At 68.6% G+C, this 24,702-nt stretch carries 22 protein-coding genes; 6 read left to right on the top strand and 16 right to left on the bottom strand.

Translation table 11 applies throughout. The annotated features are described in order from the left end of the window. Positions 1–6: 6 nt before the first annotated feature. Together AVE30378_RS00620 and AVE30378_RS00615 are read left to right on the top strand one after the other, a co-directional pair. Complete coding sequence (locus AVE30378_RS00620; protein ID WP_129238838.1) at positions 7–690, top strand: response regulator transcription factor; 684 nt, start codon at positions 7–9, stop codon at positions 688–690. After that, a complete protein-coding gene (locus AVE30378_RS00615) occupies positions 683–1,978 on the top strand; it encodes a sensor histidine kinase (RefSeq protein ID WP_129238837.1) in 1,296 nt (431 codons plus the stop codon). The genes AVE30378_RS00620 and AVE30378_RS00615 overlap by 8 nt, the downstream gene beginning before the upstream one ends. On the opposite strand, the gene AVE30378_RS00610 is transcribed toward AVE30378_RS00615, so the two are convergent. The 6 genes from AVE30378_RS00610 to kdgD all read right to left on the bottom strand — a co-directional run bounded on the left by AVE30378_RS00610 (position 1,975) and on the right by kdgD (position 8,716). Beyond that, positions 1,975–4,302 (bottom strand): TonB-dependent receptor, encoded by a 2,328-nt coding sequence (locus tag AVE30378_RS00610; RefSeq protein ID WP_129238836.1) that lies wholly within the window; start codon positions 4,300–4,302, stop codon positions 1,975–1,977. The two genes, AVE30378_RS00615 and AVE30378_RS00610, sit on opposite strands and share 4 nt — an antisense overlap. Positions 4,303–4,400: 98 nt before the next feature. After that, positions 4,401–5,369: an ABC transporter substrate-binding protein gene (locus AVE30378_RS00605; protein WP_129238835.1), complete on the bottom strand. Its 969-nt coding sequence runs from the start codon at positions 5,367–5,369 to the stop codon at positions 4,401–4,403. 26 nt (positions 5,370–5,395) lie between these two features. Continuing rightward, entirely contained in the window at positions 5,396–6,244 is an 849-nt protein-coding gene (locus AVE30378_RS00600) for an ABC transporter permease (protein ID WP_129238834.1), read from the bottom strand. Beyond that, positions 6,241–7,038 (bottom strand): ABC transporter ATP-binding protein, encoded by a 798-nt coding sequence (locus AVE30378_RS00595; RefSeq protein WP_129238833.1) that lies wholly within the window; start codon positions 7,036–7,038, stop codon positions 6,241–6,243. The genes AVE30378_RS00600 and AVE30378_RS00595 overlap by 4 nt, the downstream gene beginning before the upstream one ends. A 19-nt stretch (positions 7,039–7,057) precedes the next feature. Then, entirely contained in the window at positions 7,058–7,615 is a 558-nt protein-coding gene (locus tag AVE30378_RS00590; RefSeq protein ID WP_129238832.1) for a carboxymuconolactone decarboxylase family protein, read from the bottom strand. 186 nt (positions 7,616–7,801) lie between these two features. After that, positions 7,802–8,716 carry a 5-dehydro-4-deoxyglucarate dehydratase gene (kdgD, locus tag AVE30378_RS00585; protein WP_129238831.1) on the bottom strand — a complete coding sequence of 305 codons (915 nt, stop codon included), beginning with the start codon at positions 8,714–8,716 and terminating at the stop codon, positions 7,802–7,804. A gap of 222 nt (positions 8,717–8,938) precedes the next feature. Between kdgD and AVE30378_RS00580 the strand changes: the two genes are divergently transcribed. The 3 genes from AVE30378_RS00580 to AVE30378_RS00570 all read left to right on the top strand — a co-directional run bounded on the left by AVE30378_RS00580 (position 8,939) and on the right by AVE30378_RS00570 (position 11,686). Then, complete coding sequence (locus AVE30378_RS00580) at positions 8,939–9,916, top strand: Bug family tripartite tricarboxylate transporter substrate binding protein (RefSeq protein ID WP_129238830.1); 978 nt, start codon at positions 8,939–8,941, stop codon at positions 9,914–9,916. 119 nt (positions 9,917–10,035) lie between these two features. Next, positions 10,036–10,386 carry a hypothetical protein gene (locus AVE30378_RS00575; RefSeq protein WP_129238829.1) on the top strand — a complete coding sequence of 117 codons (351 nt, stop codon included), beginning with the start codon at positions 10,036–10,038 and terminating at the stop codon, positions 10,384–10,386. 142 nt (positions 10,387–10,528) lie between these two features. After that, complete coding sequence (locus AVE30378_RS00570; protein WP_129238828.1) at positions 10,529–11,686, top strand: Fic family protein; 1,158 nt, start codon at positions 10,529–10,531, stop codon at positions 11,684–11,686. A gap of 19 nt (positions 11,687–11,705) precedes the next feature. On the opposite strand, the gene AVE30378_RS00565 is transcribed toward AVE30378_RS00570, so the two are convergent. Further along, the gene (locus AVE30378_RS00565; protein ID WP_129238827.1) at positions 11,706–12,665 is read right to left on the bottom strand and encodes a LysR family transcriptional regulator; all 960 of its coding nucleotides are present in this window, start codon (positions 12,663–12,665) and stop codon (positions 11,706–11,708) included. A 163-nt stretch (positions 12,666–12,828) separates the two neighbouring features. On the opposite strand from AVE30378_RS00565, the gene AVE30378_RS00560 reads away from it, so the two are divergent. Then, the gene (locus tag AVE30378_RS00560; RefSeq protein WP_129238826.1) at positions 12,829–14,541 is read left to right on the top strand and encodes a thiamine pyrophosphate-dependent enzyme; all 1,713 of its coding nucleotides are present in this window, start codon (positions 12,829–12,831) and stop codon (positions 14,539–14,541) included. On the opposite strand, the gene AVE30378_RS00555 is transcribed toward AVE30378_RS00560, so the two are convergent. The 9 genes from AVE30378_RS00555 to AVE30378_RS00515 all read right to left on the bottom strand — a co-directional run bounded on the left by AVE30378_RS00555 (position 14,529) and on the right by AVE30378_RS00515 (position 24,682). Beyond that, positions 14,529–15,281, bottom strand: coding sequence for a class II aldolase/adducin family protein (locus AVE30378_RS00555; RefSeq protein WP_129238825.1), 753 nt, complete (start codon positions 15,279–15,281; stop codon positions 14,529–14,531). The two genes, AVE30378_RS00560 and AVE30378_RS00555, sit on opposite strands and share 13 nt — an antisense overlap. A 16-nt stretch (positions 15,282–15,297) precedes the next feature. After that, positions 15,298–16,341, bottom strand: coding sequence for a Bug family tripartite tricarboxylate transporter substrate binding protein (locus AVE30378_RS00550; protein WP_129238824.1), 1,044 nt, complete (start codon positions 16,339–16,341; stop codon positions 15,298–15,300). 187 nt (positions 16,342–16,528) lie between these two features. Next, positions 16,529–18,025, bottom strand: a complete 1,497-nt coding sequence (locus AVE30378_RS00545; protein ID WP_425265767.1) for an aldehyde dehydrogenase — start codon at positions 18,023–18,025, stop codon at positions 16,529–16,531. A gap of 2 nt (positions 18,026–18,027) precedes the next feature. Beyond that, complete coding sequence (locus AVE30378_RS00540; protein ID WP_129238822.1) at positions 18,028–19,272, bottom strand: Zn-dependent hydrolase; 1,245 nt, start codon at positions 19,270–19,272, stop codon at positions 18,028–18,030. 18 nt (positions 19,273–19,290) lie between these two features. Continuing rightward, complete coding sequence (locus AVE30378_RS00535; RefSeq protein WP_129238821.1) at positions 19,291–20,994, bottom strand: thiamine pyrophosphate-binding protein; 1,704 nt, start codon at positions 20,992–20,994, stop codon at positions 19,291–19,293. Beyond that, positions 20,991–21,920, bottom strand: a complete 930-nt coding sequence (locus AVE30378_RS00530; RefSeq protein ID WP_129238820.1) for an HpcH/HpaI aldolase/citrate lyase family protein — start codon at positions 21,918–21,920, stop codon at positions 20,991–20,993. Before AVE30378_RS00530 ends, AVE30378_RS00535 begins: the two co-directional genes overlap by 4 nt. Next, positions 21,917–23,200, bottom strand: a complete 1,284-nt coding sequence (locus tag AVE30378_RS00525; RefSeq protein ID WP_129238819.1) for a TRAP transporter large permease — start codon at positions 23,198–23,200, stop codon at positions 21,917–21,919. Before AVE30378_RS00525 ends, AVE30378_RS00530 begins: the two co-directional genes overlap by 4 nt. A 4-nt stretch (positions 23,201–23,204) precedes the next feature. Then, positions 23,205–23,687, bottom strand: a complete 483-nt coding sequence (locus AVE30378_RS00520; protein WP_129238818.1) for a TRAP transporter small permease — start codon at positions 23,685–23,687, stop codon at positions 23,205–23,207. Further along, a complete protein-coding gene (locus AVE30378_RS00515; protein ID WP_129238817.1) occupies positions 23,687–24,682 on the bottom strand; it encodes a TRAP transporter substrate-binding protein in 996 nt (331 codons plus the stop codon). The genes AVE30378_RS00520 and AVE30378_RS00515 overlap by 1 nt, the downstream gene beginning before the upstream one ends. Positions 24,683–24,702: the final 20 nt, after the last annotated feature.

Below are 24,702 nucleotides of genomic sequence, written 5' to 3'. Positions count from 1 at the left end.
TGCCCCATGCGCGTTCTTGTCATCGAAGACGATCCCGACATCCTGGCCAACATCACGCACCACCTGGAGCGGCGCGGCTACATCGTCGATTGCGCCGAGGATGGGCAGCGCGGCTACGCCATGGCGGCCGAAGGCCAGTTCGACCTGATCGTGCTGGACCTGATGCTGCCGCGCCTGGACGGCTACGAGCTGTGCCGCCGGCTGCGCGCGGAAGCCGCCTGCGACACGCCGGTGATCATGGTGACCGCGCGCGACACGCTGGACAACCGGCTGGCCGGCTTTGACGCGGGCGCCGACGATTACCTGGTCAAGCCCTTCGCGCTGGCCGAATTGGCCGCGCGGGCCAAGGCGCTGCTGCACCGCGCCAGCGGCGCCGGGGTGGCGCGCCTGCTGCGCGTGGGCGACCTGACCCTGGACACGGGCACGCTGGAATTGGCGCGGGCCGGCCAGGCCCTGCGCCTGCCGCCGTCGCCGCTGCAATTGCTGACCCTATTGATGCGCGCCAGCCCCGCCGTGGTCCACCGCCAGCGGCTGGAAGAGGCGTTGTGGCGCGATTCGCCGCCCGACAGCGACAGCCTGCGCACGCACATCCACCAGATCCGGCAGGTGGTGGACAAGCCCTATGGCAAGCCGCTGCTGCACACAGTGCATGGCATCGGCTATCAGTTGCGGGCCGAGGACGATGCCTAGGGCCCGGCGGGCGGCGCGGCCCGGGCTGGCGCGCCATCTGGTGCTGACCTACGTGGCGCTGGCGCTGCTGGTGGCCGGGCTGCTGTCCTGGCTATCGGTCTGGAGCGTGGGCAAGCTGGAGGCGCATCTGCAGCGCATCGACATGGGCATGGCGGTGGAGCGGGTGCGCGGCGATTTCCTGGCGGGCATGGACCCCGGGCGGCCCAACCGCTTTTTCCACGGCGATCCGGGCAGCGATGCGTTTCCGGCGTGGTTGCGGCGGCTGTCGCCGGGCTTTCACAAGATCGAGCGCGAGGGGCGGGTCTGGCACGTGATGGTCGACGACCTGGACGGCCAGCGCTACATGCTGCTGCGCGACTACACCGATTACGAGCAGAGCCAGGAGGCGTCGCACTGGGCCGCGGTCAGCGGGCTGGCGGGCAGCCTGGCGCTGGCGTTCGTCCTGGGCAGCCTGGCCACGCGCAGGCTGCTGCGGCCGCTCGCGCGGCTGGCGGCGCAGGTCAATGCGCGCGGCGCGCAGCCGCCGCAGACGCGACTGGCCGAAGACTATCCGCCCGATGAGATCGGCCAGTTGGCGGCGGCGTTCGACGCCACCTACAACCAACTGGAACAGGCTTTGCGGCGCGAGCGGCTCTTTACCGCGGACGTGGGCCACGAGCTGCGCACTCCCTTGATGGTGATCTCCAGTTCATGCGAACTGCTGCGCGAGGAGCAGGCGCTGGACGCCGACGGCCGGGCCAGGCTGGCTCGCGTCGAGGCCGCGGCGGCCGAGATGGGCGAACGCCTGGACACCTATCTGATGCTGGCCCGCGGGGGCGATCCGGCCGAGCGCTTCGCGCGCGAAAGCCCCCTGGACACGGCGCGTGGACAACTGGCGGCCTGGGCGGCCGTGGCGCAGCGCCGCGGCATGGATCTGAGCCTGGAAGAGGCGCGGGCCGCGGCGCCGGCCCTGCAGTTTCCCGCGCCGCTGCTGCGCGCCGTGCTGTCCAACCTGATCCGCAACTCGCTCCAGTATGCCGGCCCGCAAGCGCGGGTCGTCATCACGGCGGGGCCCGATTTCATGCAGGTGGCGGACAACGGGCCGGGCATCGCCGCCGAGCGGCACGAGGCCATTTTCAGCCCCTTCGTGCGGGGCGAGCAGCCCGATGCCGGCAACCTGGGGCTGGGCCTGTCGCTGGTCCAGCGCATTTGCGAACACCAGGGCTGGCGCGTGTCCTTGCAGTCGCTGCCGGGCCAGGGCAGCGTCTTCCGGGTGGAGCTGGCCGCGCCCGCGGGCGCGGCGGCCTAGAACGACAGGTCGGCCGTGAAGGTGAACGTGCGGCCGGCGCCCGGCACGCCGTATAGCTGGAAACCGTCCAGCGACGCGCCCACTCGGCTGTAGTAGAACTTGTTGAACAGGTTGTCGACGTTCACGCCCAGGGTCGCGTTCTTGTCGACCCGGTAGCGCGCGGCCACCGAATGCAGCCAGTAGGACGGCGCCTTCTCGTTGTCGCGCACCCAGACCGGATGCGTGCCGGACGGACCCGACACCGTGGCGCTGTTGTTGTTCTTGCCGCCCACGTACTTGTTGTCGGTGTAGCGGCGCTTGCCCACATACTGCGCGCCGTAGCTCAGCGACAGGTCTTCGGTGGCGGCATAGGTGGTCCACAGGTTGAACGTCAGGTCGGGCACATTCCTGGCTTCTTCACCCTGGTTGGCGCCCTTCGTGATGCGGCTTTTCAGGGCGCTGACGCCGGCAAAGGCCGACCAGCGCGGCGCGATGCTGCCCGACAGACCCAGTTCGATGCCGTCCACGCGCTTGGGGGGCAGGGCGCGCACCACGTCGGTGGCGTCGTCGCCATACTCCCAGGAATCGCTCAGTTCGGTGCGGAAGACGGCGCCAGTGAGCGACAGGTCGCCGTCCGCCAGGTCCCACTTCGTGCCCAGTTCCCAGGTCCTGGATACGGCCGGCTCGTAGGTTTCCGGCCCGGTGGCGCCGTAGATGTTGTTGTTGGTCGATGCGCCCAGGGCCGAGGGCTGCGCGGCCTGGCTGTAGGAGACGTAGATGCTGCCGCTGTCCACGGGTTTGTAGGTCACGCCGAGGCGGCCGCTCCAGGCGCCGTCCGTCACCCGCCGGGTGGCCGCGCCCGTGGTCTGGGTGACGCGGTAGCGGTCGTAGCGCAGGGCGCCTTGCAGCATCCACTGCGGGCTCAAGGTGAGCGTGTCGCTTGCGTACAGGCCGGCGTTGAAGACCTCGGCCTGGTTGCCGGAGTCGCCCTTCAGGGTGTCGACGCCGCCCATGTCGACGCCGCCGGTATCGCGCAGGTCGATCACCGGATTGATCGACGGTGCGCGTATGGTGCGCGCGTGGTCGCCATAGGTTTCTTTGTAGAACTCCGCCCCCGTCGCCACGGAGTGCTTGATGCCGCCCGTGTGGAAGTCCAGGTTCAGGTTGGTCTGGTTGGCCAGGATGGTGTAGCGCTTGGACGTGCCGAAATCATTGCCGCGCAATTGGGCGTAGGGCGAGGGGTCGCCGATCGGCGCGTAGCCGCTGTAGGAGGGGATGCCGTCGGCGCTGTCGACCAGCGGCCCCGTGCCGGCGTAGCCGTAGGACGTGCGCGCGGTAGAGTTGAAGCGCGCGGGGGCGAGCACGCCGATGCGGTCGGTCTGCTGCCAGCGGCTGATATTGGACAGGCGCGCGGCCTGCGTGAAGTCGTGCTCGGCCTTCAGCGTGGCCTGGTCCGTGCGGGTCTGCTCGGTGTAGAGCCCGGGATCGCCATACCAGGCGTTGCGCGCCACGTGGGGCATGCGCCGGCCGCCGGTGCCGCGCTGGATGGGCACGCCGCCGTCGGGAATATTGTCGTCCTCCTGGTGCAGGTAGTTCAGGGTGACGCGGGTGGGCGTGCCCAGGCCCATGGCCAGCGATGCCGCCATGCCGGACCGGTCGAACTCGGTCACGTCGCGCTCGGCCACGGCGTTGTGGTGCCGCATCAGGTTGATGCGCAGCGCCGAGCTGTCGGTCAGTTCCTGGTTGAGATCGGCGGTGATGCGCCGGTAGCGGTCCGTGCCCAGGCCGCCGGACAGTTTGTAGAAGGAACCCAGGCGCGCTTCCTTGCTGGCGAGGTTGACGCTGCCGCCCACGGCCGACACGCCGGATTCGATGGAGCCGGTGCCCTTGAATACCTCGGCCTGTTCCAGGTTGAAGATATCCGTGCGGCTCGACAGGCCCGCATCGCGGATGCCGTCCACGGTGATGCTCTGCTCGGCCGAGAAGCCGCGGATGGTGAACATGTCGCCCCAGCCCAGGTTGCCCTCGCCCGAACTGAAGGTGATGCCGGGCACGTTGCGCAGCACGTCCTGCAGGCTCTGGGCCTGTTGTTCCTCCAGCACGGCGCGCGGCACGACGGTGATGCTCTGCGGCGTGTCCAGCAAGGGTTCAGTGAACTTGCCGGACTGCACGCGCTCCGCCTTGTAGGGCGGGGCGTCGGCCTGCACGGTGACGGGCGCCAGCAAGGGCGTGACGTCGGCGGGGCGGACCTGGGCGTGGGCCGGGCCGGTGGCCGCGGCGCCCAGCGCCATGCTCAGGGTCTTCAGGGCGAAACGGCCCTGGACGTGTGTTTTTTGCAGCGCCATGATGGGATCTTGAGTGCCTCAATGAGAATCGTTGCGGATTCTATTGAGGGCGATCTCAAGATCCCGTTAAGGCGCGGCGCGAAGTCCCCGGAAAGGCCTTAGTACGCCTTGCCCGAAATCTGCTGGGCGTATCCCAGGTCCAGCCACTTCGGGTCCTGCGGGATGCGGTCCAGGTTGCCCAGGTCGATCTGCGTTTGCAGCGCGTCTTTCAGCGCCTGGTCCGGCACGGCGACCGAATCCGCGAATACGCCGTCGTCGATCAGGCGACGGACCGAGGCGCGCACCACGGCGGGGTCCAGGTTCGGGAACAGCTTGAGCCCGCTGGCCACGGCCGCTTCCGGATCCTTGTGGATGGCCTTCAGCGCGCGGTCGATGCCGGACACGAACTTCTGCGATACCGGCGCCGGAATGTCCTGGCGCGTGGAAATGGCCGAGAACGTATAGGGGCCGATCTCGCGCGAGAACGCGGACACCACCTTGTAGCCCTGGGCCTGCGCCTGCGAGGCGCCCGGCTCGTAGAGCACCGCGCAATCGGCCTGGCCGGAGCTCAGGGGGCCGATTTCATTGCCCAGCGGCACTTCCAGCAGGTTCAGGTCGCGCTTGGGATCCAGCCCGGCGTTCTTCACCAGTTTCAGGAAGGCGGACGAACTGGTCGTGGGCATGGCGCCGGTGGCGATGGTGGCGCCCTTCAGGCTCTTGAAGCCGTCGAAGGCGAAGTCCTGCTTGCAGGTCAGCCATACGCCCAGGCGGTTCAAGGTGCCGCCGACCACTTTCACGGGCGCGCCGCGGCCGAACGAGATCGCCGTCCATTCGGGGCCGTGCAGGGAGAAGTCGGCGCTTTTGGAGATGACGGCGGCCAGCGCATTGGTCGACGACGAGGCGACGTCGATGCGCACGTCCAGCCCCGCCTCCTTGAAGTAGCCGTGTTCCTCGGCGAAATACACGGGCAGGTAGAACACCGATTTGAAGGCGGCCGAGACGACGGCCTTATCGTTCGCCATGGCGGTCGCGGACAGCAAAGAGGCGATGGCGGCGGTAGCGAGGCGCAGGGGTAGCTTGGCTTTCATGGCAGTAGGGGGCCGCGCGGCGCGGCTTACAGTTTGAATTGGGTGGCGTAGGTCTGGTCTTTCCAGCGCAGCAGGCGCTTCTCGGCGATGTCCACGCCCGCGTACAGGACGAAGCCCAGCAGCATCAGCGAGAAGATCCCGACCCAGACGGTGTTCAGGTCGTACAGCGACGAGGCCACGAAAATGACATGCCCGAGGCCGTACTTGGAGGAAATGAATTCGCCCACCACCGTGCCCACCAGCGCGAAGCCGATATTGATGCGGAAGGTGCTGATGATGGCGGGCAGGGCGGAGGGCACCACGACCTTGGTGAAGATCTGCCGCTTGCTCGCGCCCAGCGACACCAGCATCTTCTGGATGTCGGGATCCGTGTCCTTGGCGGCCTGGAAGGCGGCCAGCAGCGCCACGATGGAGGTCAGCGAGATGGACAGCGCCACTTTCGAGATCACGCCGGTGCCGAACCACAGGATCACCAGCGGCGCGAACGCGATCTTGGGCACGCTGTTGATCGCCACCAGGAAGGGCTCGACCACCTTGGCGCCATAGGGCGAATACCAGAGCGCCAGCCCGGGCGCGGTGCCCAGCAGGGTACCGACCACGAAGCCGGCGGCGGACGCCCACAAGGTGTAGTTGGCGTGTTCCCACAATTCGCCGGACTGGATCAGCTTCCAGGCGGCCTGCAGCACGCCCGCGGGCGAGCCGAACAGAAAGCCCGAGACGGCGCCGGCGCGCACGCCGGCTTCCCAGGCGCCGAACAGCACGGCAAGAATCAGCAACTGGGTGGCCAGCACGGGGATGCGCCAGCCCGCCGGGCGGGCGGCGGCCTGGCCGCTGGCGGGCGCGCCGGGGGCGGCGGATACGGAGGTCTGGCTCATGCGTGGGTGCCGTCCTTGCGGGCGGTCTGGATGTCGAGTTCCTGGCAGAGCAGGTCGAAGTAGGCGGGGAAGCGGCTGTCGTGGCGCGCCTGGAGAGGCGAGCGCGTGCCCAGCTCGATCCTGTGTTCGCTTTTCAGGCGGCCGGGGCGCGCGCTCAGCACGAAAATGCGTTCGGACAGGGCGATGGCTTCGTCGATGTCATGGGTCACCAGCACGACCGTCTTGCCCTGTTTGCCGACGGTGTCGGCCAGCATGGATTCGAGGAACAGGCGGGTCTGGTAGTCCAGCGCCGAGAACGGTTCGTCCAGCAGCAGCACGTCCGGGTCCGGCAGCAGGGTGCGGGCCAGCGCGACGCGCTGGCGCATGCCGCCGGACAGCGCCTTGGGATAGCTGTCCTGGAACGGCAGCAGGCCGAAGGTATGCAGATAGTCGCGGGCCAGTTCCACGGATTCGGCCCGCGGCGTGCCGCGGATTTCGAGGCCGACGAGCACGTTGTCCAGCACGCTGCGCCAGGGCATCAGCAGATCGCGTTGCAGCATGTAGCCGACGCGGCCGCGCAGGTTGGGCAGGGGCCGGCCGTCCAGGGAGATCGTGCCGGAATCGTGTTCCAGCAGGCCGGTCAGGATATTGAACAGGGTGGACTTGCCGCAGCCGGACGGTCCGATGATGCTGACGAATTCGCCGCTGGCGGCGTTCAGGCTGATGTCGTCGAGCACCTGGACCGGGCCGGCGTCGGTCTGGAACCGCTTGTTCAGGTTGCGGATTTCCAGCTTGGGGGGAAGGGCGGAGATCATGGCGGGGCTGCCTCGCGCCTCAGGCGGCGCCGTGCCCCAGCTCCAGGGCCACCACATCTTCGTGCGGGACTTCCAGCGCCTCGTTGAACCGCTTGAAGAAGCTGCACAGCGCGATGCGAATGGTCAGCTCGACGATCTGTTCTTCATTGAAGAAGGACTGCAGCTTGCGGTAGAACGCGTCGCTGACCTGGGCGGGGGTCAGGGTGACCAGCACGGCGTAATCGCGCACGGCCAGATCCTTTTCGTCCAGCCCGGGCACCTCCGGCTCCAGCAGGCGGTCGATGGCCTCCTGCGAAATGCCCTGCGCGGCCAGCTTGGGCGTGTGCAGCGTGACGCAGTAGTGGCACGCATGCGCCTTGGATGCCGTCAGCAGCGCGATCTCCAGATGGCGCGGCGAGATCAGGCCGTCTTCGCGCGACTGCACCAGATAGGAAAAGAAATGCTTCAACGCCGGCGGCCGGGGCGCGAAGGCGCTCAGCATGTTGGCGTAGGGGCCGTAGTCTTGCAGCAGTTGGTTGAAGAGGGAGGCGGTGGCGGGATCCAGTTTGGCGGGATCCAGGGGAGTCAGGCGAGGCAAGGCAATTCCAGCGGAAGAAGGACGGACAACGCTGGCATCCTAAAAGACGCGGGCCCGACTGGAAAATACCGATGTCGAATATGTATATGGCCATACCCGCGCGATGGGGGAGCATCGCGCGGGCTCGCCGCGCCTCGGGCAGTTTCGCGCCCGCAGGGGGGGGCGGGCGATCGGGGCCAGGCGGCTTTACTGTGGCCCGAGTTTCTTGATGAGGGCGTCCAGCATGTCCAGCTCCGCGCCGTCCAGGTCCGTCAGCGGCGCGCGCACCGGGCCGGCGTCGCGGCCGACCAGCTTGGCGCCGGCCTTGACGATGCTGACCGCGTAGCCCGGAACGCGGTTGCGGATTTCCAGATAGGGCAGGAAGAAATCGTCCAGCAGCCGGTTGGTGGTGTCGTGGTCGCCCGCGGCGACGGCCCGGTAGAACGCCATGGCGGTGCGCGGCACGAAGTTGAAGACGGCGGACGAATAGACCGGCACGCCCAGCGCCCGGTAGGCGGCGGCGTAGACCTCGGCCGTGGGCAGGCCGCCCAGGTAGGAAAAACGGTCGCCCAGCTTGCGGCGGATCCGCACCATGGCCTCGATGTCCCCCACGCCGTCCTTGAAACCGACCAGGTTGGGGCAGCGCTCGGCCAACTGGGCCAGGCTGTCGGCCGACAGGCGGGACTGCGCGCGGTTGTAGACGATGACGCCGATCCCGACCGACTTGCACACTTGTTCGACGTGGGCGGCGATGCCTTGCTGCGACGCCTCGGTCAAGTAGTGGGGCAGCAGCAGGATGCCCTTGGCGCCCAGGCGCTCGGCCTCCTGCGCGTAGGCGATCGCGCTGCGGGTGGGGCCGCCCGCGCCGGCCAGGATGGGCACCTTGCCGGCGCAGGTCTGCACCGCGGTGCGGATCACGTCGGCGTATTCCTGAGGCGCCAGCGAGAAGAATTCGCCCGTGCCGCCGGCGGCGAAGAGGGCGGTGGCGCCATAGGGCGCCAGCCATTCCAGGCGCTGCGCATAGGCCCGGGCATTGAAGTCGCCGTTCCCGTCGAAGTCCGTCACGGGAAAGGACAGCAGGCCTTCCGAAACGATGTCCTTGAGTTCCTGCGGGGTCGTCATGTTGCGCTCATCCTTGGGCATTTGTGTCTTAAAGAGATACGTCATCGTACAACATGGAATTCAGTGCTTCAAGCTGAATTTTCCTATGAACTAGTTGATGATCGAGGGGAAACCCGGAATTTATCGAGAGCTATGTTCAGCGTTATTTTATTGGTTGTACGATAACTGGCCTGGTGGTGGAAACAGGCTTCGCGACCCTCGAAAAAATCGGAAGGAGACACCATGAACCCGAGCAAGAGACAGTTCCTGGGCGGCGCCGCGGCGCTTTGCCTGTCGCCGTGGGTGCCGGCACGGGCGCAGTCGTCCGGCTGGCCCACGCGGCCGGTCCGCATCATCGTGCCTTATCCGCCCGGCGGCTCGTCGGACATCATCGCCCGCCTCCTGGCGCCCCGGCTGAGCGACGCCCTGAACCAGACGGTGGTGGTCGAGAACAAGCCGGGGGCCAACGGCAACCTGGGCGCCGGCCTGGTGGTGCAGGCGGCGCAGGAAGGCCATACGGTGCTGCTGTGCGACGTCGGCGCGCTGGCGATCAGCCCGTCCGTCTATACCAAGCTTTCCTTCGACCCCTCCAAGGACCTCCGCGCGGTCGGCATGCTGGCGTACTCGCCGCACGTGCTGGCCGTGCACCCGGACGTGCCCGCGCGGACCGTGCCCGAATTGGTCGCGCTGTCGAAAAAGCAGCGCCTGAATTTCGCGGTCACCGCCATCGGCAGCGCGCCGCACCTGGCGGCCGTGGCGGTGCAGCAGGCCACGGGCGCCCAATGGGAGTACGTGCCGTACAAGGGCGGCTCGCAGGCGGTGACGGACACCATCGGCGGGCAGACCCAGGTCATCATGAACGGGCTGCTGGCCACGCTGCCCCACATCAAGGCCGGCAAGCTGCGGCCGGTCGCGATCTCCAAGCGGGAACGCATGCAGCTCGTGCCCGACATCCCGACGATTTCCGAGCAAGGCGTGGCCGGATTCGAATCGGGCACCTGGCAAGGCGTCATGGCACCGGCCAACACGACCGATCCGGTCGCCAACCGCCTGTCGGAACTGATGGCGCGGATCGTCAACCAGCCCGACGTGAAGGCGCAGTTGAACGAGCAGGGCGCGGAAATCGTCACTCGCAATCCGGCGGAACTGGCGCAGTTCTTCAATAGCGAACGCGCGCGCTGGGCCTCGGTGGTGCAAAGCACCGACATCCGGCTGGATTGACGGCGGGCCGCCCCGCCTGCCTGGACAGGCCGGGAAGGACGGGCGCACACTGGATGCATCCCGCGCCCGGACCCCGGCCAGGCGTGGAATCCCGGCAATCCCAAGCGGAGCATGCAATCATGAAAAGCACATGGGCGGCGGCATTGCTGGCGGCGGCCTGCGCGCAGGCGGCCGCCCAGGGCGGCGAGCCCGCCGTGCCGCGGCCCCCGCCTTCGGCCCGGGTCATTCCCGATAGCTGCGTCGGCGCGTCGTGCCCGCGACTGGTCAATCCCGGCGCATCGGCGGAACCCTGCCTGGGCACGGGCTGCGCCACCGCGGGCAGGCCGCCGGGACCGCCCGCGCCGCCTTCCAGCGGCCCCAGCCGCCAGCCGGGATGGGTCAGCCCGGCCCCGTCCCGCCTGCCGCCGATGCCGGCGCCGCGGGGGCAGCCCACCGGGCCGCTGACGCCGCCGCCGCCGCTGCCCCGGTGAGCTGCCGTGAGCGTCGGGGTTTTCCCAATAAAGCGGCAAAAAAAGCGGAAAAAATTATCTATATAATTGAATTTATTTTCTAATTAATGTTTAAATAACAACAAGATAGATGAAAGTATAAACGGCATAAATATCGGAAAACATGTACGACTCGCCACAGCAATTCCTGCCTCTATTGCCGGCCGAGCATACGCTTGGGCCCTATCTGGAGCGCGCATCCGCAGTCGTCGATCAGGCAGCCGAACTCGGGGGGCTGGCGCATTCAAGCACGCGTGCCGCGCTGCACGAACTGCTTCGAAGCATGAATTCCTACTACAGCAATAGGATCGAAGGGCAAAGTACAACTCCCAGGAACATCGAAGCTGCCCTGCATGACAAATATTCGGACAGGCCTGAGATCGCGCAATTGCAACGCATCGCCGTTGCCCACATCGAGGCGGAAAAAGAGGTCGAAGCCCAGGCCGCGAACGTCCCCCCGCTGAATGCGGAGTTCATCAAGATCGCTCATCGCGCCCTCTACGGTCGCCTCGCGCCCGCCGATCGGACGACCAAGGACGGATTGGTGGTGGAGCCAGAAAAGCTGCGGGAAATCGATGTTACCGTTGGCCGCCATCATCCGCCTGCCTGGCAGTCTCTGCCGCGCTTCATGGAGACGTTCACTGCGCATTACGACCGGCAGCGGACGAGCGATTCCCGGCTTATTGCCATCGCTTGTGCGCATCACCGCATGGCGTGGATGCACCCATTCGCCGACGGCAATGGCCGCGCCACGCGTTTGCAGACCCACGCCGCCATGTTGCCGATTACGAGAGGCCTATGGTCGGTCAACCGAGGTCTGGCCAGAGGCGTGCGGGATTACTACGGGTACCTTGCCGCGGCGGACTCGCCGCGCCAAGGCGATCTGGACGGACGGGGCAATCTTACGCAGAAGGGCTTGCTCCAATGGGTGGATTACTTTCTACATGTATGCGAAGACCAGGTAGCTTATATGCGAGGCATGTTGGCCCTGGACTCCATGAAGGAAAAAATCAATGCACTTGTTCTGATAGAAACGGCGAAGGGACGGCTGCGGGTCGAGGCAGCATTGCCCATTTACCATCTTTTCGCGGCGGGTCCGGCCACCCGCGGTGAGTTCATTCAGATGACCGGCCTGGGCGAGCGTACCGGGCGGTCCGCGTTGTCGGCGGCATTGAAGTGCGGTCTGGTCGCTTCCGACACGTCCCATGCGCCGGTCAGGTTTGCGTTTCCGCTTGAATCCCTGCCGATCCTGCTACCCGCGCTTTACGGTACGGAGGAATAGCGCGCATCGGCGCATCCGGTCAGCCCTCGTCCGCCCGCATACCCGCCATCCGCATATACGGCCGGTAGGGCGCCGACGAAGCCATGGCCGCCAGCAATTCGCGCAGGATGCCCTGCACGATCTTCACCGCCTGGGTCAGCGGCCGGCTGGAGGCGGTGGCCAGCATCAGGCGGGTGGACAGGCCCGGGTTGACGATCCGGCGGGCGACGAGCTGGCCCGAGGCCAGTTCGCGCACCACCGCCGGCAGGGCCAGCACCGTGTGCGCCATTCCTTCCAGCACGATTTCCTTCATCAGATCCAGCGCGTCCATTTCGAACGCCACGTCCAGCGGCAGGCCCGCCTGCGCCGCGGCGTGTTCCAGGGTGCGGCGCAGCCCGTGGTTGCGGGTCGGCAGCGCCAGGGGCAGGCCGCGCAATTGCTCGAAGTCGATGCAGGCCAAGACCCGCGCCGCGGGCGACAGGTTCTGCGCGGGCGACACCAGGGCCAGGTCCAGCTCAGCCAGGGGATCGACCGCGATGTGCTGGGAACGCCGGGCGTCGTGCAGCACCGCGATGTCCACGCGGGCATTGGCCAGCCATTCGTGCACGTAGCCGCTGTAGCCGGTGATGACGTTCAACTGGATGCGCGGGTGGCGCTTCCAGACTTCCGCCACCAGCGGCATGCCGACCATATGGCACAGCGTCGGGGTCAGCCCCAGCGTGACCTGGCCCGAGGGCGATTTCTGGTCGTCGTGGAATTCAGTGACGACGCGGGTCATCTGCGCCAGCAGGGGGCGCAGGCGGTCGAGCAGTTTCTCGCCTTCCGGCGTCAGCGATACGCCGCGCCCATTGCGGTAGAGCAGGGCGCAGCCGCATTCCTCCTCCAGCTTCCTGACCTGCCGGCCCAATGCGGATTGGGCGATGCCCAGCACCGACGCGGCCTTGGAGAAGCTGCCGGAATCGGCGACGTGGATCAGGTTCTCTATCTTGCGCAGGTCCATCGCGGGGTGTGGCGGCCTGCGCGCGGGCGCGGGGCCGATGCTCCTTGTGTGCGTTTTCCGTATATCTGATAGGCACAGTATGCCTACATGGCTTGCCGCCAGCCACCCTAGAATTTCGACGAATCCCACCCCGGCGCCCGCGCCTTTCCTTGCCCAGCCGCTCATGACGCTTACTTCCGATACGAACACGTCCGCCCACGCCTTGCTCGGGATCTTCGCCGGCAACGGCATCGACCGCGTTTTTCTCGTGCCCGGCGAAAGCTATCTGGGCGTGCTCGACGCCTTGCGGGATTCCCCGGGGATCGATGTGGTGACCTGCCGGCACGAAGGCGGCGCGAGCTTCATGGCCTGCGCCGACGGCCGGTTGACGGGGCGGCCGGGCGTGGTCATGGTGTCGCGCGGGCCGGGCGCGGCCAACGCGGCCATCGGCGTGCATGCCGCGCAGCAGGACGGCGTGCCGATGATCCTGCTGATCGGGCAGGTGCCTCGCAAGGACCTGCGCAAAGAGGCCTTCCAGGAGATCGACTACCAGAAGATGTTCGGGTCCATCGCCAAGTGGGTCCACGAGGTGGCCGCGCCCGAGGACCTGGCCTGGGCGGCGCTGAAGGCCCTGCGGGTGGCGACGTCCGGCACGCCCGGGCCGGTGGTGCTGGTGGTGCCGGAGGACGTGCAGCAGTCGCCCGCGCCGCGGCCGGACTGGGTCGCGGTGCCGGCCAGCCCCGCCCAGCCGGCGCCGGCCGCGCTGGAGCGGATGCGCGCCTTGCTGGCGGCCGCCAGCAGGCCCCTGATCATTGCCGGCGGCGCCTTCAACGCGCCCGGCGGGCGCGAGGCGCTGCGCCGCCTGGCGGAACGGCATGGAATACCGGTGGCGGTATCGTTCCGCCAGCATGACATTTTCCCGAACACGCACGCGCTGTACGCGGGGGACCTGGACCTGGCCACGCAGGCCGCGCAGGTGGAGGCCTTCGATTCCAGCGACCTGATCCTGGCCCTGGGCACGCGCCTGGGCGACATCACGACGCAAGGCTACACATTCCCCGCCTATCCCAGGCCGTCGCAGACGCTGGTGCACTGCCATGCCGACGCGGGCGTCGTGAACCAGCATTTCACGGCCGACGTGGGCATCGTCGCGGACCCGATGGCCACGGCGCAGGCGCTGGGCGAGCTGCCGGCCGCGGGGAACGGCGCGGCCCGCGGCGACTGGGCGGCGTCGCTGCGGGCCATCCGCGAACGCGCCGCCGCCTGGCCCAGTCCGTCGGCGGACGACGGCGTGCCGTTCGTGTCGGTGGTGCGGTCCCTGGCCGACCAGGCGCCCGCGGACGTGATGGTGTGCCTGGACGCGGGCACGTTCGCCGCGCCGGTATACCGCCACTTTCCCTTTGTCTACCCACAGCGGCTGATGGCGTCGCAATCCGGCGCGATGGGCTACGGCACGCCGGCGGCGATCGCATCGCAATTGCGCCGCCCGCGGAGCAAGGTCGTGTGCCTGGCGGGCGACGGCGGCTTCATGATGACCGGCAACGAGATGATGGCCGCGGCCGAGCGCGGCCTGCCCATCCTGTTCATCGTTTCCAACAACAATTGCTACGGGTCCATCCGGCTGCACCAGGCGCGCACCTATCCCGGGCGCTACGTGGGCACCGATCTTGCCAGCCCGGATTTCACGATGATCGCGCGCGCCTTCGGCATGCAGACCGAGCACGTCACCCGTCCCGACCAGGTGACCGCCGCGGTCGCCAGGGGGCTGGCCTCGACCGTTCCGTACTTCCTGGAGGTCAAGACCAGCCTGGCCGCGATCCTGCCCGCGGGCGCGGACGCGCGGGCGGGCATCGACCTGCTGGGGCGCGGCGGGCCGGCGCCGGTTCATTCCCGGTAGCCGGGGTCTTTCCTGTCCATCAGGCGCAGCATGGCGGGCCATTCCAGTTCGCCGAACGGCCGGCGCGTCCCCGGCTGGTACAGGTGCCAGGTTTTCTCGATCACTTCCGGCGGCGGCAGGCAGAGTTCGCGGTTGGCGGCCAGGGCGTCCACTTGCGCCTTGCACGCCATCTCCAGCCAGTACAGCGTGTTGAAGGCCTGCGCGATGCTCGGCCCCACGGCCAGCAGGCCGTGGTTGCGCAGGATCATCGCTTCGGACCGGCCCAGGTCCGCCACCAGGCGTCCGCGCTCGTCCAGGTCGATGGCGACGCTTTCGTAGTCGTGGTACGGAATCTTCGCGAAGCGCATCGCGGTCTGGGTCAGTGGCAGCAGGCCGCATTTCAGCGCCGACACCGCCATGCCGGCCCGCGTGTGCGTGTGGATGACGCACTGCACGTCGTGGCGCGCCCCGTGCACGGCGCTGTGGATGACATAGCCGGCGGCGTTGATGCCGTATTCGCCTTGGGGGTTGCTCAGCACCTGCCCGTCCAGGTCGATCCTGACCAGGCTGGACGCGGTGATTTCGTCGTACATCATGCCGTAGGGGTTGATCAGCAGATGGCCGTCCGGTCCGGGGATGCGGGCCGTGATGTGGTTGTAGATCAGGTCGCTCATGCCGAAGTGCGAGACCAGCCGGTAGCAGGCGGCCAGTTGGACGCGGGTTTCCCATTCCTCGGGGCTCATGCCGGAAGCGGTGCGCATGCTTGTCTTCTCCTGTTCAGTCGGTGGCCTTGACCTTGAAGTCGCGGACCACCTTGCCCCACGACTCGTATTCCGTTTTCATCAGCGCGCCGAATTCGGCGGGCGAGGCGGTGGTGCGGACCTGCGCGCCCAGGTCCGCCAGTTTGTCGCGCACGGCCGGGTCCGCCAGGACCGCGTTGACTTCCGCGGCCAGCTTTTCCTGGATCGGGGGCGCGATCCCGGCGGGCGCGATCAGGCCCAGCCACGCGCCCATGTCGAATCCGGGGAACCCCTGTTCGGCGACGGTGGGGACGTCCGGCAGGCTCGCCACGCGCTCCGGCGTGCTGACGGCCAGCGCCTTCAGCCGGCCGGCCTTCACCAGCGCCAGCGACGACACCATGGTGTCGAACGTGGCGTAGGTCCGTCCGCCCACGATGTCGGTCTGCGCCTGGCTGCTGCCCTTGTAGGGCACGTGGATCATGCGGGCGCCGGCCTTGGACAGCAGCACGGAAGTCACCAGGTGGCTGGTCGTGCCCACGCCGGTCGTGGCGTAGGTGTATTGGTCCGGCTTCGCCTTCACGGCCGCGAGGAACTCGTTCAGGTTGCGGGCGGGGTTGTCCGGGCCGACGACGAACAGGTAGGGCAGCCAGGTCAGCAGGCCGATGGGCGCGAAGTCCTTGCGCGCATCGTAGTTGAGGTTGGGATAGACGTGCGGGTTGATGGCCTGCGGCGCGGAGGCGCCGATCATCAGCGTATAGCCGTCGGGCCTGGCGCGCGCGCCCAGGCCCGCGGCGATGGAGCCGCCCGCGCCGGGCTTGTTCTCGACGATGAACTGCTGGCCCAGGCGCTGGGCCAGGCGGTCGCCCAGCATCCGGGCGACGGTGTCGGTCGCGGTGCCGGGAGGAAAACCGACCAGGATGGTGACCGGCCTGGCGGGATAGGGGGCCTGCGCGCGGGCCGGCCCCGCCGCCGTCCAGGCCGCCGCGGCAAGCAGGGCCGCCAGCGCGGCGCGCCGCCATGATGATGGCCCGGCCGTCCCGGGGGCGGACGGCGTTCCGCCTCGCGTTATCGCATTGCGCATCGTTGTCTCCAGTCATTGTTCTGATGGCGGGAGAGCGCCTGCGCCTGCCCGCAACGGGATTCTGTCGGACAGCCCGTCGCAGACCACGGTCGCACAAGGGCCGGCCGCCTTCAATGGCGCGGGCGGCCAAGCAGATAGCGCGAAATGGCATAGAGGGCGGACGCCTCGCGGGCGTCCGCCGGAGGAATCAGGCCGTCAGGCTGATCCAGGTCGTCTTCAGGTCGCTGTACTTGTCCAGCGCATGCAGCGATTTATCGCGGCCGAAACCGGACTGCTTGACCCCGCCGAAAGGCACGGTGATGTCGCCGTCGGCGTAGCAGTTGACCCACACCAGGCCGGCGCGCAGGCGGCGCGAGAGGCGGTGGGCGCGCGAGAGGTTCGCGGTCCAGAGGCCCGCGCCCAGGCCGTAGACCGAATCGTTGGCCAGCCGGACGGCGTCGTCCTCGGTGGCGAAGCGCTGGGCCGCCAGCACGGGGCCGAAGATCTCTTCCCGCACCAGGCTGTTGCCCTGGTCCGCGCAATCGAAGATGGTCGGCTCGATGTAGTAGCCGCCGGTGGCGCCGAGGGCCTGGCGGCCGCCCAGGCGCAGGCGGGCGCCTTCCGCGGCGCCGGCCTCGATACGGGCGAGCACGCCCCGCATCTGCCGTTCGTCGACCATGGCGCCCATGGCGGTGGCGGGGTCCAGCGGATCGCCCGGCTGCAGCGCGGCCGCGTGGGCGGCGACTTTCTCCATGAAAGCGTCGTAGATGCCGTCCTGCACGTAAAGGCGCGACCCCGCGATGCAGACCTCGCCCTGGTTGGAGAAAATGCCCAGCGCCGCGGCCAGGGCCGCGCGGTCCAGGTCGGGGCAGTCCTCGAACACGATGTGGGGCGACTTGCCGCCGCATTCCAGCCAGACGCGCTTGAGGTTCGACTGGCCCGAGTACTCCATGAAGCGCTTGCCGGTGGCGGTGGAGCCGGTGAAGGCGATGCAGTCCACGTCCGGATGCAGGCCCAGCGCCTGGCCGGCCTGCGCGCCCAGGCCGGGCACCACGCTGAAGACGCCGGCGGGGATGCCGGCTTCCTCGGCCAGCGCCGCGAGCCGGATGGCCGACAGCGAGGCCTGCTCCGCCGGCTTGAGGATGACGCTGTTGCCGGCCGCCAGCGCGGGCGCGACCTTCCAGGCGGCCATCATCAGCGGATAGTTCCACGGCACCACGGCCGCGACCACGCCCAGGGGTTCGCGGGTGATGGTGGCCAGCGCGTCGGGGCCGGTCGGCGCGATCTCGTCGTAGATCTTGTCGATGGCCTCGGCGTACCACGCATAGCAGCGGGCGGTCTCCGGCACGTCGAAGGCGAGGGCGTCGCGTATCGGCTTGCCCATGTCCAGGGTTTCGAGCAGGGCGAGTTCCTCGCGGTGCTGGTCGATCAGCGCCGCCAGGCGCAGCAGGCGTTCCTTGCGCTGGCGCGGGGCCAGGCCGCTCCAGGCGCCGGCCTCGAAGGCGCGGCGCGCGGCCCGGACCGCGCGGTCCACGTCGGCCGCGCCGCAGGCGGCCACGTCCGCCAGCTTGCGGCCGTCGATGGGGCTGGTGGCGGCGAAGGTGGCGCCGTCCGCGGCGCCGCAATACGCGCCGTCGATATAGGCGCGGCCGTCGAACGAGAGGGAGGCGGCCTTGGCGCGCCAGTATGCGGTGTCCTGGGTCATGGTCATACCTGCTTGTCGTTGGCGCGCGCCACCATGGCGTCGAGCAGCACGTTGCAACCGGCTTCCAGATCGGCGGGCTTGGCGTCCTCGATCTCGTTGTGGCTGATGCCGTCCTTGCACGGGACGAAGATCATGGCGGTGGGCGTGACGCCGGCCATGTAGACGGCGTCGTGCCCGGCGCCGGTGACGATGTCCATGGCGGCCAGGCCCCGGCGGGCGGCGCCGTCGCGCACCTTGCCCACGAGGTCCGGATCGAAGGGCGTGGGCGCGAAGTACTGCACCTGCTTGATGTCGACCTCCACGTTGTGGCGTTGCGCGATGTCGGCGCAGGCGGCCAGCAGGCGCTCCTCCATGCGCGCGAGCGTGGCCGCGTCCTCGTGGCGCAGGTCCACGGTCAGGCGCACCTGCCCGGGAATGACGTTGCGCGATCCGGGGTGCGCGTGGATTTCTCCGACGGTGCCGCGGCCATGGGGCTGATGATCGTTGGCGATGTCCACCACGGCCTGCAGCAGGAAGCTGGCGGCGTACAGCGCGTCGCGGCGGATCGGCATCGGCGTCGGGCCGGCGTGCATTTCCATGCCGGTGACGACCGCGTCGTACCAGCGCACGCCCAGCGATCCCGTCACCACGCCGACCGTCTTCTCCTCGTGCTCCAGAATGGGGCCCTGTTCGATGTGCGCCTCGAAATACGCGCCCACCGGACGGCCGCCCACCGGGTCCGCCCCGGCGTAGCCGATGGCGGCCAATTCGTCGGCCACCGACTTGCCGTCGTGGTCGGTCGCGGCCAGCGCCACTTCCAGCGGGAACTTGCCGGCGAACACGCCCGAGCCCATCATCACGGGCAGGAAGCGCGAGCCTTCCTCGTTGGTCCAGATCGCCACTTCCAGCGGGGCTTCGGTCACGATGCCATGGTCGTTCAGCGTGCGCATGACCTCCAGGCCCGCCAGCACGCCGTAGCAGCCGTCGAACTTGCCGCCGGTGGGCTGGGTGTCGATATGGCTGCCGGTCATGACGGGCGGCAGATCGTCATTGCGGCCGGCGCGGCGCGCGAAGATGTTGCCCACCTGGTCCACGCGCAGCGTCATGCCGGCCTCGCGCATCCAGCCGGTGACGAGATCGCGGCCCTGGCCGTCCAGCGCGGTCAGCGCCAGCCGGCAGTTGCCGCCCTTGGGCGTGGCGCCGATGCGGGCCAGGTCCATCAGCGACCGCCACAGCCGCTGTCCGTCGATAGAAATAGTCGTCGTCATGTCGAAAGTCCTTGCAGGTCAGTGCGCGGCGCGGGCCAGCGCCGCCTCACGGATGCCCGTCAGCGTTTCGCCGGGCGAGATGCCGTCGGCGTCATAGCGGATCTCCAGCAGCGCCGGAAGGTTTTCGCGCTCGGCGAAGGCCAGAGCCCGTTCGAAGGCCGGGCCGAAGTCGGCGGTGCGCTCCACGGCCTCGCCATGGCCGCCGTAGCCGCGGATGATCTGGGTGAAATCCGGGTTCTCGAAGGACAGGGCGATGGCGCGCGCGGGGAACTCGCGTTCCTGGTGGGCGCGGATCGTGCCCCAGATTCCGTTGTTGAACACCAGCACGACCACGCCCAGGCGGTATTGCAGCGCCACGCCCAGTTCCTGCATGTTCATCTGGAAGCAGCCGTCGCCGGCGTAGCACACCACGGTGCGCTTGCGGTCTTCGAGCTTGGCGGAGATGGCCGCCGGCAGCCCGTAGCCCATCGACCCCACCGTCGGCGTCAGGCTGGTGCCCGGCCCGGTGTAGCGGCGGTAGCGGTGGGGATACAGCGCGTAGTTGCCGGCGCCCACCGTGATGCAGGCGTCGGCCGGGACATGGGCGTCGACGTAGGCGGCCGCCTCGTCCAGGCTCATGGGGCCGGGCGAGGACAGCGGCGCAAGGCTGTCGACGAGTTCCTGGTGGGCGGCGCGCACGGCCTGCCCGCGCGGCGCGGCGTGGCCGGGCGTCAGCGTGGCGGCGGCCGCGGCGAAGCTCGCCGCGTCGGCCACGATGGCCTGGGTCGGCGAAAACACGCGGCCCAGTTCGGCGGCGTCGGGGTAGACGTGGACCAGCTTCTGGCGCGGCAGCGGGCTTTCGATGACGGTATAGCCTTCGGTGGTGGCCTCGCCCAGGCGGGTGCCGACCGCCAGCACCAGGTCGGCGTCCAGCAGCCGCTGGCGCAGCGCGGGCGTCATGGACCAGCCCACGTGGCCCGCCGCGTTGGGATGGCGCTGGTCGAAGCACTCCAGGCGGCGCCAGGCGGTGCCCACCGGCAGCTCGAAGCGCTCGGCGAAGCCGGCGATCTGGTCGATCGCGGCCTGGTGCCAGCCGTTGCCGCCCAGCAGCAGGAACGGGCGCTCGGCCGCGTCCAGCAATTGGGTCATGCGGGCCAGGTCGGCGGCGCCCGGATGGCTGTGCACCCGGGTGTAGCGCGGCAGGTCGGCCACGCTGGCGCGGCCCCACAGCGTGTCTTCCGGCAGCGCCAGCACCACGGGACCGGGCCGGCCGCTGGTGGCGACCGCGAACGCGCGCGAAATGTACTCGGGGATGCGGTCGGCCCGGTCGATCTGCGCCACCCACTTGGCCATCTGGCCGAACATGCGGCGGTAGTCGATTTCCTGGAAGGCTTCGCGCTCCATGAAGTCGTTGCCCACCTGGCCGACGAACAGGATCATCGGCGTGGAGTCCTGGAAGGCCGTGTGCACGCCGATGCTGGCGTTGGTGGCGCCCGGGCCGCGCGTCACGAAGCAGATGCCGGGCTCGCCGGTCAGCTTGCCGTAGGCCTCGGCCATGTAGGCCGCGCCGCTTTCCTGGCGGCAGACGATGGGCTCGATGGCGCCAGTGTGCTCATTGAGCGCGTCGATGCAGGGCAGGTAGCTTTCGCCGGGAATCATGAACACGCGGCGCGCGCCATGGATGCGCAGTTGCTGCATCAGGATCTGGCCGCCGTTGCGTTCGGGGATTGCGGCTGGCGTCATTCGGAGTCTCCTTGTTGCGGGACGGCCTGCGCGCGGCGCTCGGCGGCCCAACGTTCGAATTGGTGGTGGCGCGCCAAGAGACGGCGCGCGGTGTTGTAGGTGGGCGGGTCGATGCGTTCGGCGTCGCGGCGGCCGGCGCGCTGCGCCTCGTAGCGGGAGACGCAGTCATGGGCCGCGGCGACTTCATCGGGCGCGGGCGTGAACACCGCGTGGATCATCGGCACCTGTTCGGCGACGGTGGCGCACTTGGATTTCAGGCCCAGCCGGCGCGCCCAGCGCAGGTCGGCTTCCAGCGCCGGCATGTCGCGGTAGTTGAACGGGCAGTCGATGGGCAGCACCCCGGCGGCCGTGCAGTCCACCAGGAAGCGGGCGCGCAGGTGATGCAGTTCGATGCCGTCCTTGCCGCGCTCCGCGCCCAGGCTGGCGGTCAGGTCCTCGGCCGCCAGCAGGCAGGCCGACACGCGCGGGCTGGCGGCCAGGATGTCGTAGGCGCGGTGCACGCCCAGCGCCGACTCCAGCGTGGGCACGATCTCGGTGCGGCCGGCGGGTAGCCCCAGCTCGGTCTCCAGCGCGGCGATGGCCTGGTCCAGCGCCACGATCTGCGCGGCGCTTTCGGCATGCGGCAGGAACACGGCGTCCGGCGCCCCGGCCATGACGCCGCGCAGGTCGGCCAGGCCGTCCTCTTCCAGCTTGTTGATGCGCACGGCGGCCACCACGCCTTGCGCGCGGCAGCGTGCGAACAGCGCCGCGATCAGGCCGCGGGCGGCCGGCCGGTCGGCCGGCGCGGTGAACTCTTCCAGGTCGGCGACCAGGGCGTCGGCGCCGCTGGCCAGGGCGGCCGCTTGCGCGGCGGCGTCCATGCCGGGCACGAACATCCAGCTACGGCGCAGGGCCGCGGGGCGAAGGGGGGATTCAGCGGGGTTCATTGCACGTGCCTCGGCAGGAACAGCACCAGTTCGGGAACGAAAGTCAGCAGCAGCATGACGGCGGTCATGGCCAGCATCATCCAGGATAGCGGGCGCAGCGTCTGCATCATGTTGATGCCGCCGATCTTGCAGGCGGCCATCAGGTCGACCCCGACCGGCGGCGTGTTGGCGCCGATGGCCATGTTGATCGACAGCAGGATGCCGAAGTGCACCGGATCGATGTTGTAGTGCGCCAGCACCGGCATGACCACGGGGGCGACGATGATGATGACCGGGATCGCCTCCATGAACGTGCCCAGCAGCAACAGCACCACCGTGAGCACGAGCAGCACCGCGATCCGGCTGTCGGTCCATTCGACCAGCAGCGCGGACAGGGCCTGCGGCACCTGTTCGGCCACCAGCACCCAGGCGAACAGGCCCGACGCGCCGATGATGAGCAGGATGGACGCGCTGGTTTCGCCGGTGGACTTGAGGTTGTCCCACAGCGACTTCAGGCTCAGCGTGCGGTACCAGAAGAAGCCGATCAGCAAGGCGTAGACGATGGCGCTGGAGGCGGCCTCGGTGGCGGTGAAGATGCCGAAGCGGATTCCGCCGATGATCAGCACCGGCACCATCAGCGCGGGCAGCGCGTCGATGGCGGCGGCGCGCAGCTCGGCCCAACTGAAGGGCTGCCCGCCGGCCCAGCCGTGCTTGCGCGACTGCCAGACGGCCACGCCGATCAGCGACAGCCCCAGCAGGATCCCGGGGATGATGCCGGCCATGAACAGCTTGCCCACCGACGTATCGGTGATGGTGCCGTACACGATCAGCACGATGCTGGGCGGGATGATGGTGGAGGTGGCGCCGGCGCTGCCGACCAGCGCGCAGGAGAACCCCTTGTCGTAGCCGCTGCGCGCCATGGCGGGCAGCAGCAGGCTGCCGATGGCGACCACGTCGGCCACGCCCGAGCCGGACAGCGCGCCGAACATCAGGCAGGCCAGCACGGCGACGACGGCCAGGCCGCCCTTGATGTCGCCCACGATGGCCGCGCACAGCCGCACGATGCGCTGGGTCAGGCCGGCGCCGTTCATCAGTTGGGCGGCCAGGATGAAGAGCGGAATGGCCAGCAGCGTGAAGCTGTCCAGCCCCACCACGTACTGCTGCGCCGCGACCATCATGGGCGCGGAATCGTAGACGGCCAGGTAGGCCAGGCAGGACAGCACCAGGCCGAAAGCGATGGGCATGTCGATCAGCACCGTGACCGTGAACACGCCCATCAGGAAGAGAGCACCCGTAGACATTTTGTCAATCCTTTGCTGCTGCGGCGGGGGCCGGGGAGAACAGTTGCGCCAGGTGCACCACCACGGTGATGGCGCAGGCGAAGGGCAGCGCCAGGTAGACCGTGCCGGCCGAGACGTCGAGCGCCGGCAGCGTCTGGTCCATGGTCAGGTCGGCCAGTTGCCAGCCGGCGTAGCCCAGCGCAGCCAGGCCGACGATGATGAGGACCTGGTTGAGGCGTTCGAACGCGGCCAGCACGCGCGGGCTGCGCACCATGAAGGGCAGCAGGCCCGCCATCAGGTGCGAGCGTTCGAAGCTGCAGGTGACGCCGCCGATGAAGGCCGACCACACCAGCACCAGGCGGGGCAGTTCCTCGGCCCAGTGCGGCGTGGTGTGGGTGACGAAACGGGCGAACACCACGTAGGAGATCAGGATCGCCAGCAAGGCCACCGCCAGGGCGGCGAAGGCCTTGCTGATGCCCGACAGGATCGCGGACAGTCGGTTGAGCATTACTTGGCCTCGCGGTACTTCTGGACCAGCGCCATCAGTTCGGGGCCGTAGGCGGCCGAATAGGTCTTCCAGACGGGTTCGACGGCGGCGGCGAAGGCGGCCTTGTCGACTTCGTTGACCTGCATGCCCTTGTCCTTGAGCTGGGCGATGAACTGCTGGTCGCCGTCGCTGATCATCTTGCGCTGGGCGTCGCGCCACTTGTCGGCGGCCGCCTGCACCACCTGCTTGTCCTCGGCCGAGAGGCGGTTCCAGATCGGCTTGGAGACGATCAGGTTGGCCGGGCCCCAGACGTGGCCGGTCAGGGACAGGTACTTCTGCACTTCGAAGAAGGACGAGGTGTAGATGATGGACAGCGGGTTTTCCTGGGCGTCGAACACCTTCTGCTGCAGGGCGGAATACAGCTCGCCGAAGGCCAGCGGCGCGGGGTTGGCGCCCAGGGCGGTGAAGGTGTCCAGGCGCATCTTGTCGGGCGTGACGCGGGTCTTCAGGCCGGCCAGGTCGGCGGGCTTGGCGACCGGGCCGCGGTTGTTCGTGACGTGGCGGAATCCGTTCTCCCACCACGAGACGATGACCAGGTTCTTCTTGTCGGCCAGTTTGGCCAGCGCCGCGCCGAGTTCGCCGTCATAGGCCTTGTATGCCTGCCCGGCGCTGGACCACGTATAGGGCAGCTCCACCACGCCGAACTTCGGTTCGATCGGCTGCAGCGAACCCGAGCCGATGATCGCCGCGCCCTGGCTGCCGATCTGCAGGCCTTCGAGCATGGTCTTTTCGTTGCCGAGCTGGCCGCTGGGGAACAACACGAAGTTGACGCGGCCGGCGGTCTTTTCCTTCACTTCGGCGGCGAAGCCTTCGGCCGCTTTGTTCCAGCTATGGCTGGGGGCCAGCACGTGCCCCAGCTTGATGTCGAGGGCGTGGGCCGACAGGGGCGCGAAGCCCGCGAGGGCGAGCAGGGCGGCGGCAAGCAGGGTCTGTTTCTTTTGGGGAGAGAGGGTCATGGTGGAACTCCAGCGGCAGG

The organism is Achromobacter veterisilvae (assembly GCF_900496975.1).
GTDB classification, from domain to species: Bacteria; Pseudomonadota; Gammaproteobacteria; order Burkholderiales; family Burkholderiaceae_B; genus Achromobacter; species Achromobacter veterisilvae.
Note: the sequence above shows the minus strand (reverse complement) of the source record. Positions and strands in the feature narration are given on the sequence as shown.

Bases quoted from the DNA above. Each gene is read 5' to 3' on its own strand.
- AVE30378_RS00515 (WP_129238817.1), bottom strand. From the start codon at position 24,682: ATGACCCTCTCTCCCCAAAAGAAACAGACCCTGCTTGCCGCCGCCCTG.
- AVE30378_RS00600 (WP_129238834.1), bottom strand. From the start codon at position 6,244: ATGAGCCAGACCTCCGTATCCGCCGCCCCCGGCGCGCCCGCCAGCGGC.
- kdgD (WP_129238831.1), bottom strand. From the start codon at position 8,716: ATGACGACCCCGCAGGAACTCAAGGACATCGTTTCGGAAGGCCTGCTG.
- AVE30378_RS00580 (WP_129238830.1), top strand. From the start codon at position 8,939: ATGAACCCGAGCAAGAGACAGTTCCTGGGCGGCGCCGCGGCGCTTTGC.
- AVE30378_RS00530 (WP_129238820.1), bottom strand. From the start codon at position 21,920: ATGAACCCCGCTGAATCCCCCCTTCGCCCCGCGGCCCTGCGCCGTAGC.
- AVE30378_RS00570 (WP_129238828.1), top strand. From the start codon at position 10,529: ATGTACGACTCGCCACAGCAATTCCTGCCTCTATTGCCGGCCGAGCAT.
- AVE30378_RS00615 (WP_129238837.1), top strand. From the start codon at position 683: ATGCCTAGGGCCCGGCGGGCGGCGCGGCCCGGGCTGGCGCGCCATCTG.
- AVE30378_RS00555 (WP_129238825.1), bottom strand. From the start codon at position 15,281: ATGCGCACCGCTTCCGGCATGAGCCCCGAGGAATGGGAAACCCGCGTC.
- AVE30378_RS00595 (WP_129238833.1), bottom strand. From the start codon at position 7,038: ATGATCTCCGCCCTTCCCCCCAAGCTGGAAATCCGCAACCTGAACAAG.
- AVE30378_RS00525 (WP_129238819.1), bottom strand. From the start codon at position 23,200: ATGTCTACGGGTGCTCTCTTCCTGATGGGCGTGTTCACGGTCACGGTG.
- AVE30378_RS00540 (WP_129238822.1), bottom strand. From the start codon at position 19,272: ATGACGACGACTATTTCTATCGACGGACAGCGGCTGTGGCGGTCGCTG.
- AVE30378_RS00535 (WP_129238821.1), bottom strand. From the start codon at position 20,994: ATGACGCCAGCCGCAATCCCCGAACGCAACGGCGGCCAGATCCTGATG.
- AVE30378_RS00565 (WP_129238827.1), bottom strand. From the start codon at position 12,665: ATGGACCTGCGCAAGATAGAGAACCTGATCCACGTCGCCGATTCCGGC.
- AVE30378_RS00520 (WP_129238818.1), bottom strand. From the start codon at position 23,687: ATGCTCAACCGACTGTCCGCGATCCTGTCGGGCATCAGCAAGGCCTTC.
- AVE30378_RS00550 (WP_129238824.1), bottom strand. From the start codon at position 16,341: ATGCGCAATGCGATAACGCGAGGCGGAACGCCGTCCGCCCCCGGGACG.
- AVE30378_RS00575 (WP_129238829.1), top strand. From the start codon at position 10,036: ATGAAAAGCACATGGGCGGCGGCATTGCTGGCGGCGGCCTGCGCGCAG.
- AVE30378_RS00620 (WP_129238838.1), top strand. From the start codon at position 7: ATGCGCGTTCTTGTCATCGAAGACGATCCCGACATCCTGGCCAACATC.
- AVE30378_RS00545 (WP_425265767.1), bottom strand. From the start codon at position 18,025: ATGACCCAGGACACCGCATACTGGCGCGCCAAGGCCGCCTCCCTCTCG.
- AVE30378_RS00610 (WP_129238836.1), bottom strand. From the start codon at position 4,302: ATGGCGCTGCAAAAAACACACGTCCAGGGCCGTTTCGCCCTGAAGACC.
- AVE30378_RS00605 (WP_129238835.1), bottom strand. From the start codon at position 5,369: ATGAAAGCCAAGCTACCCCTGCGCCTCGCTACCGCCGCCATCGCCTCT.
- AVE30378_RS00560 (WP_129238826.1), top strand. From the start codon at position 12,829: ATGACGCTTACTTCCGATACGAACACGTCCGCCCACGCCTTGCTCGGG.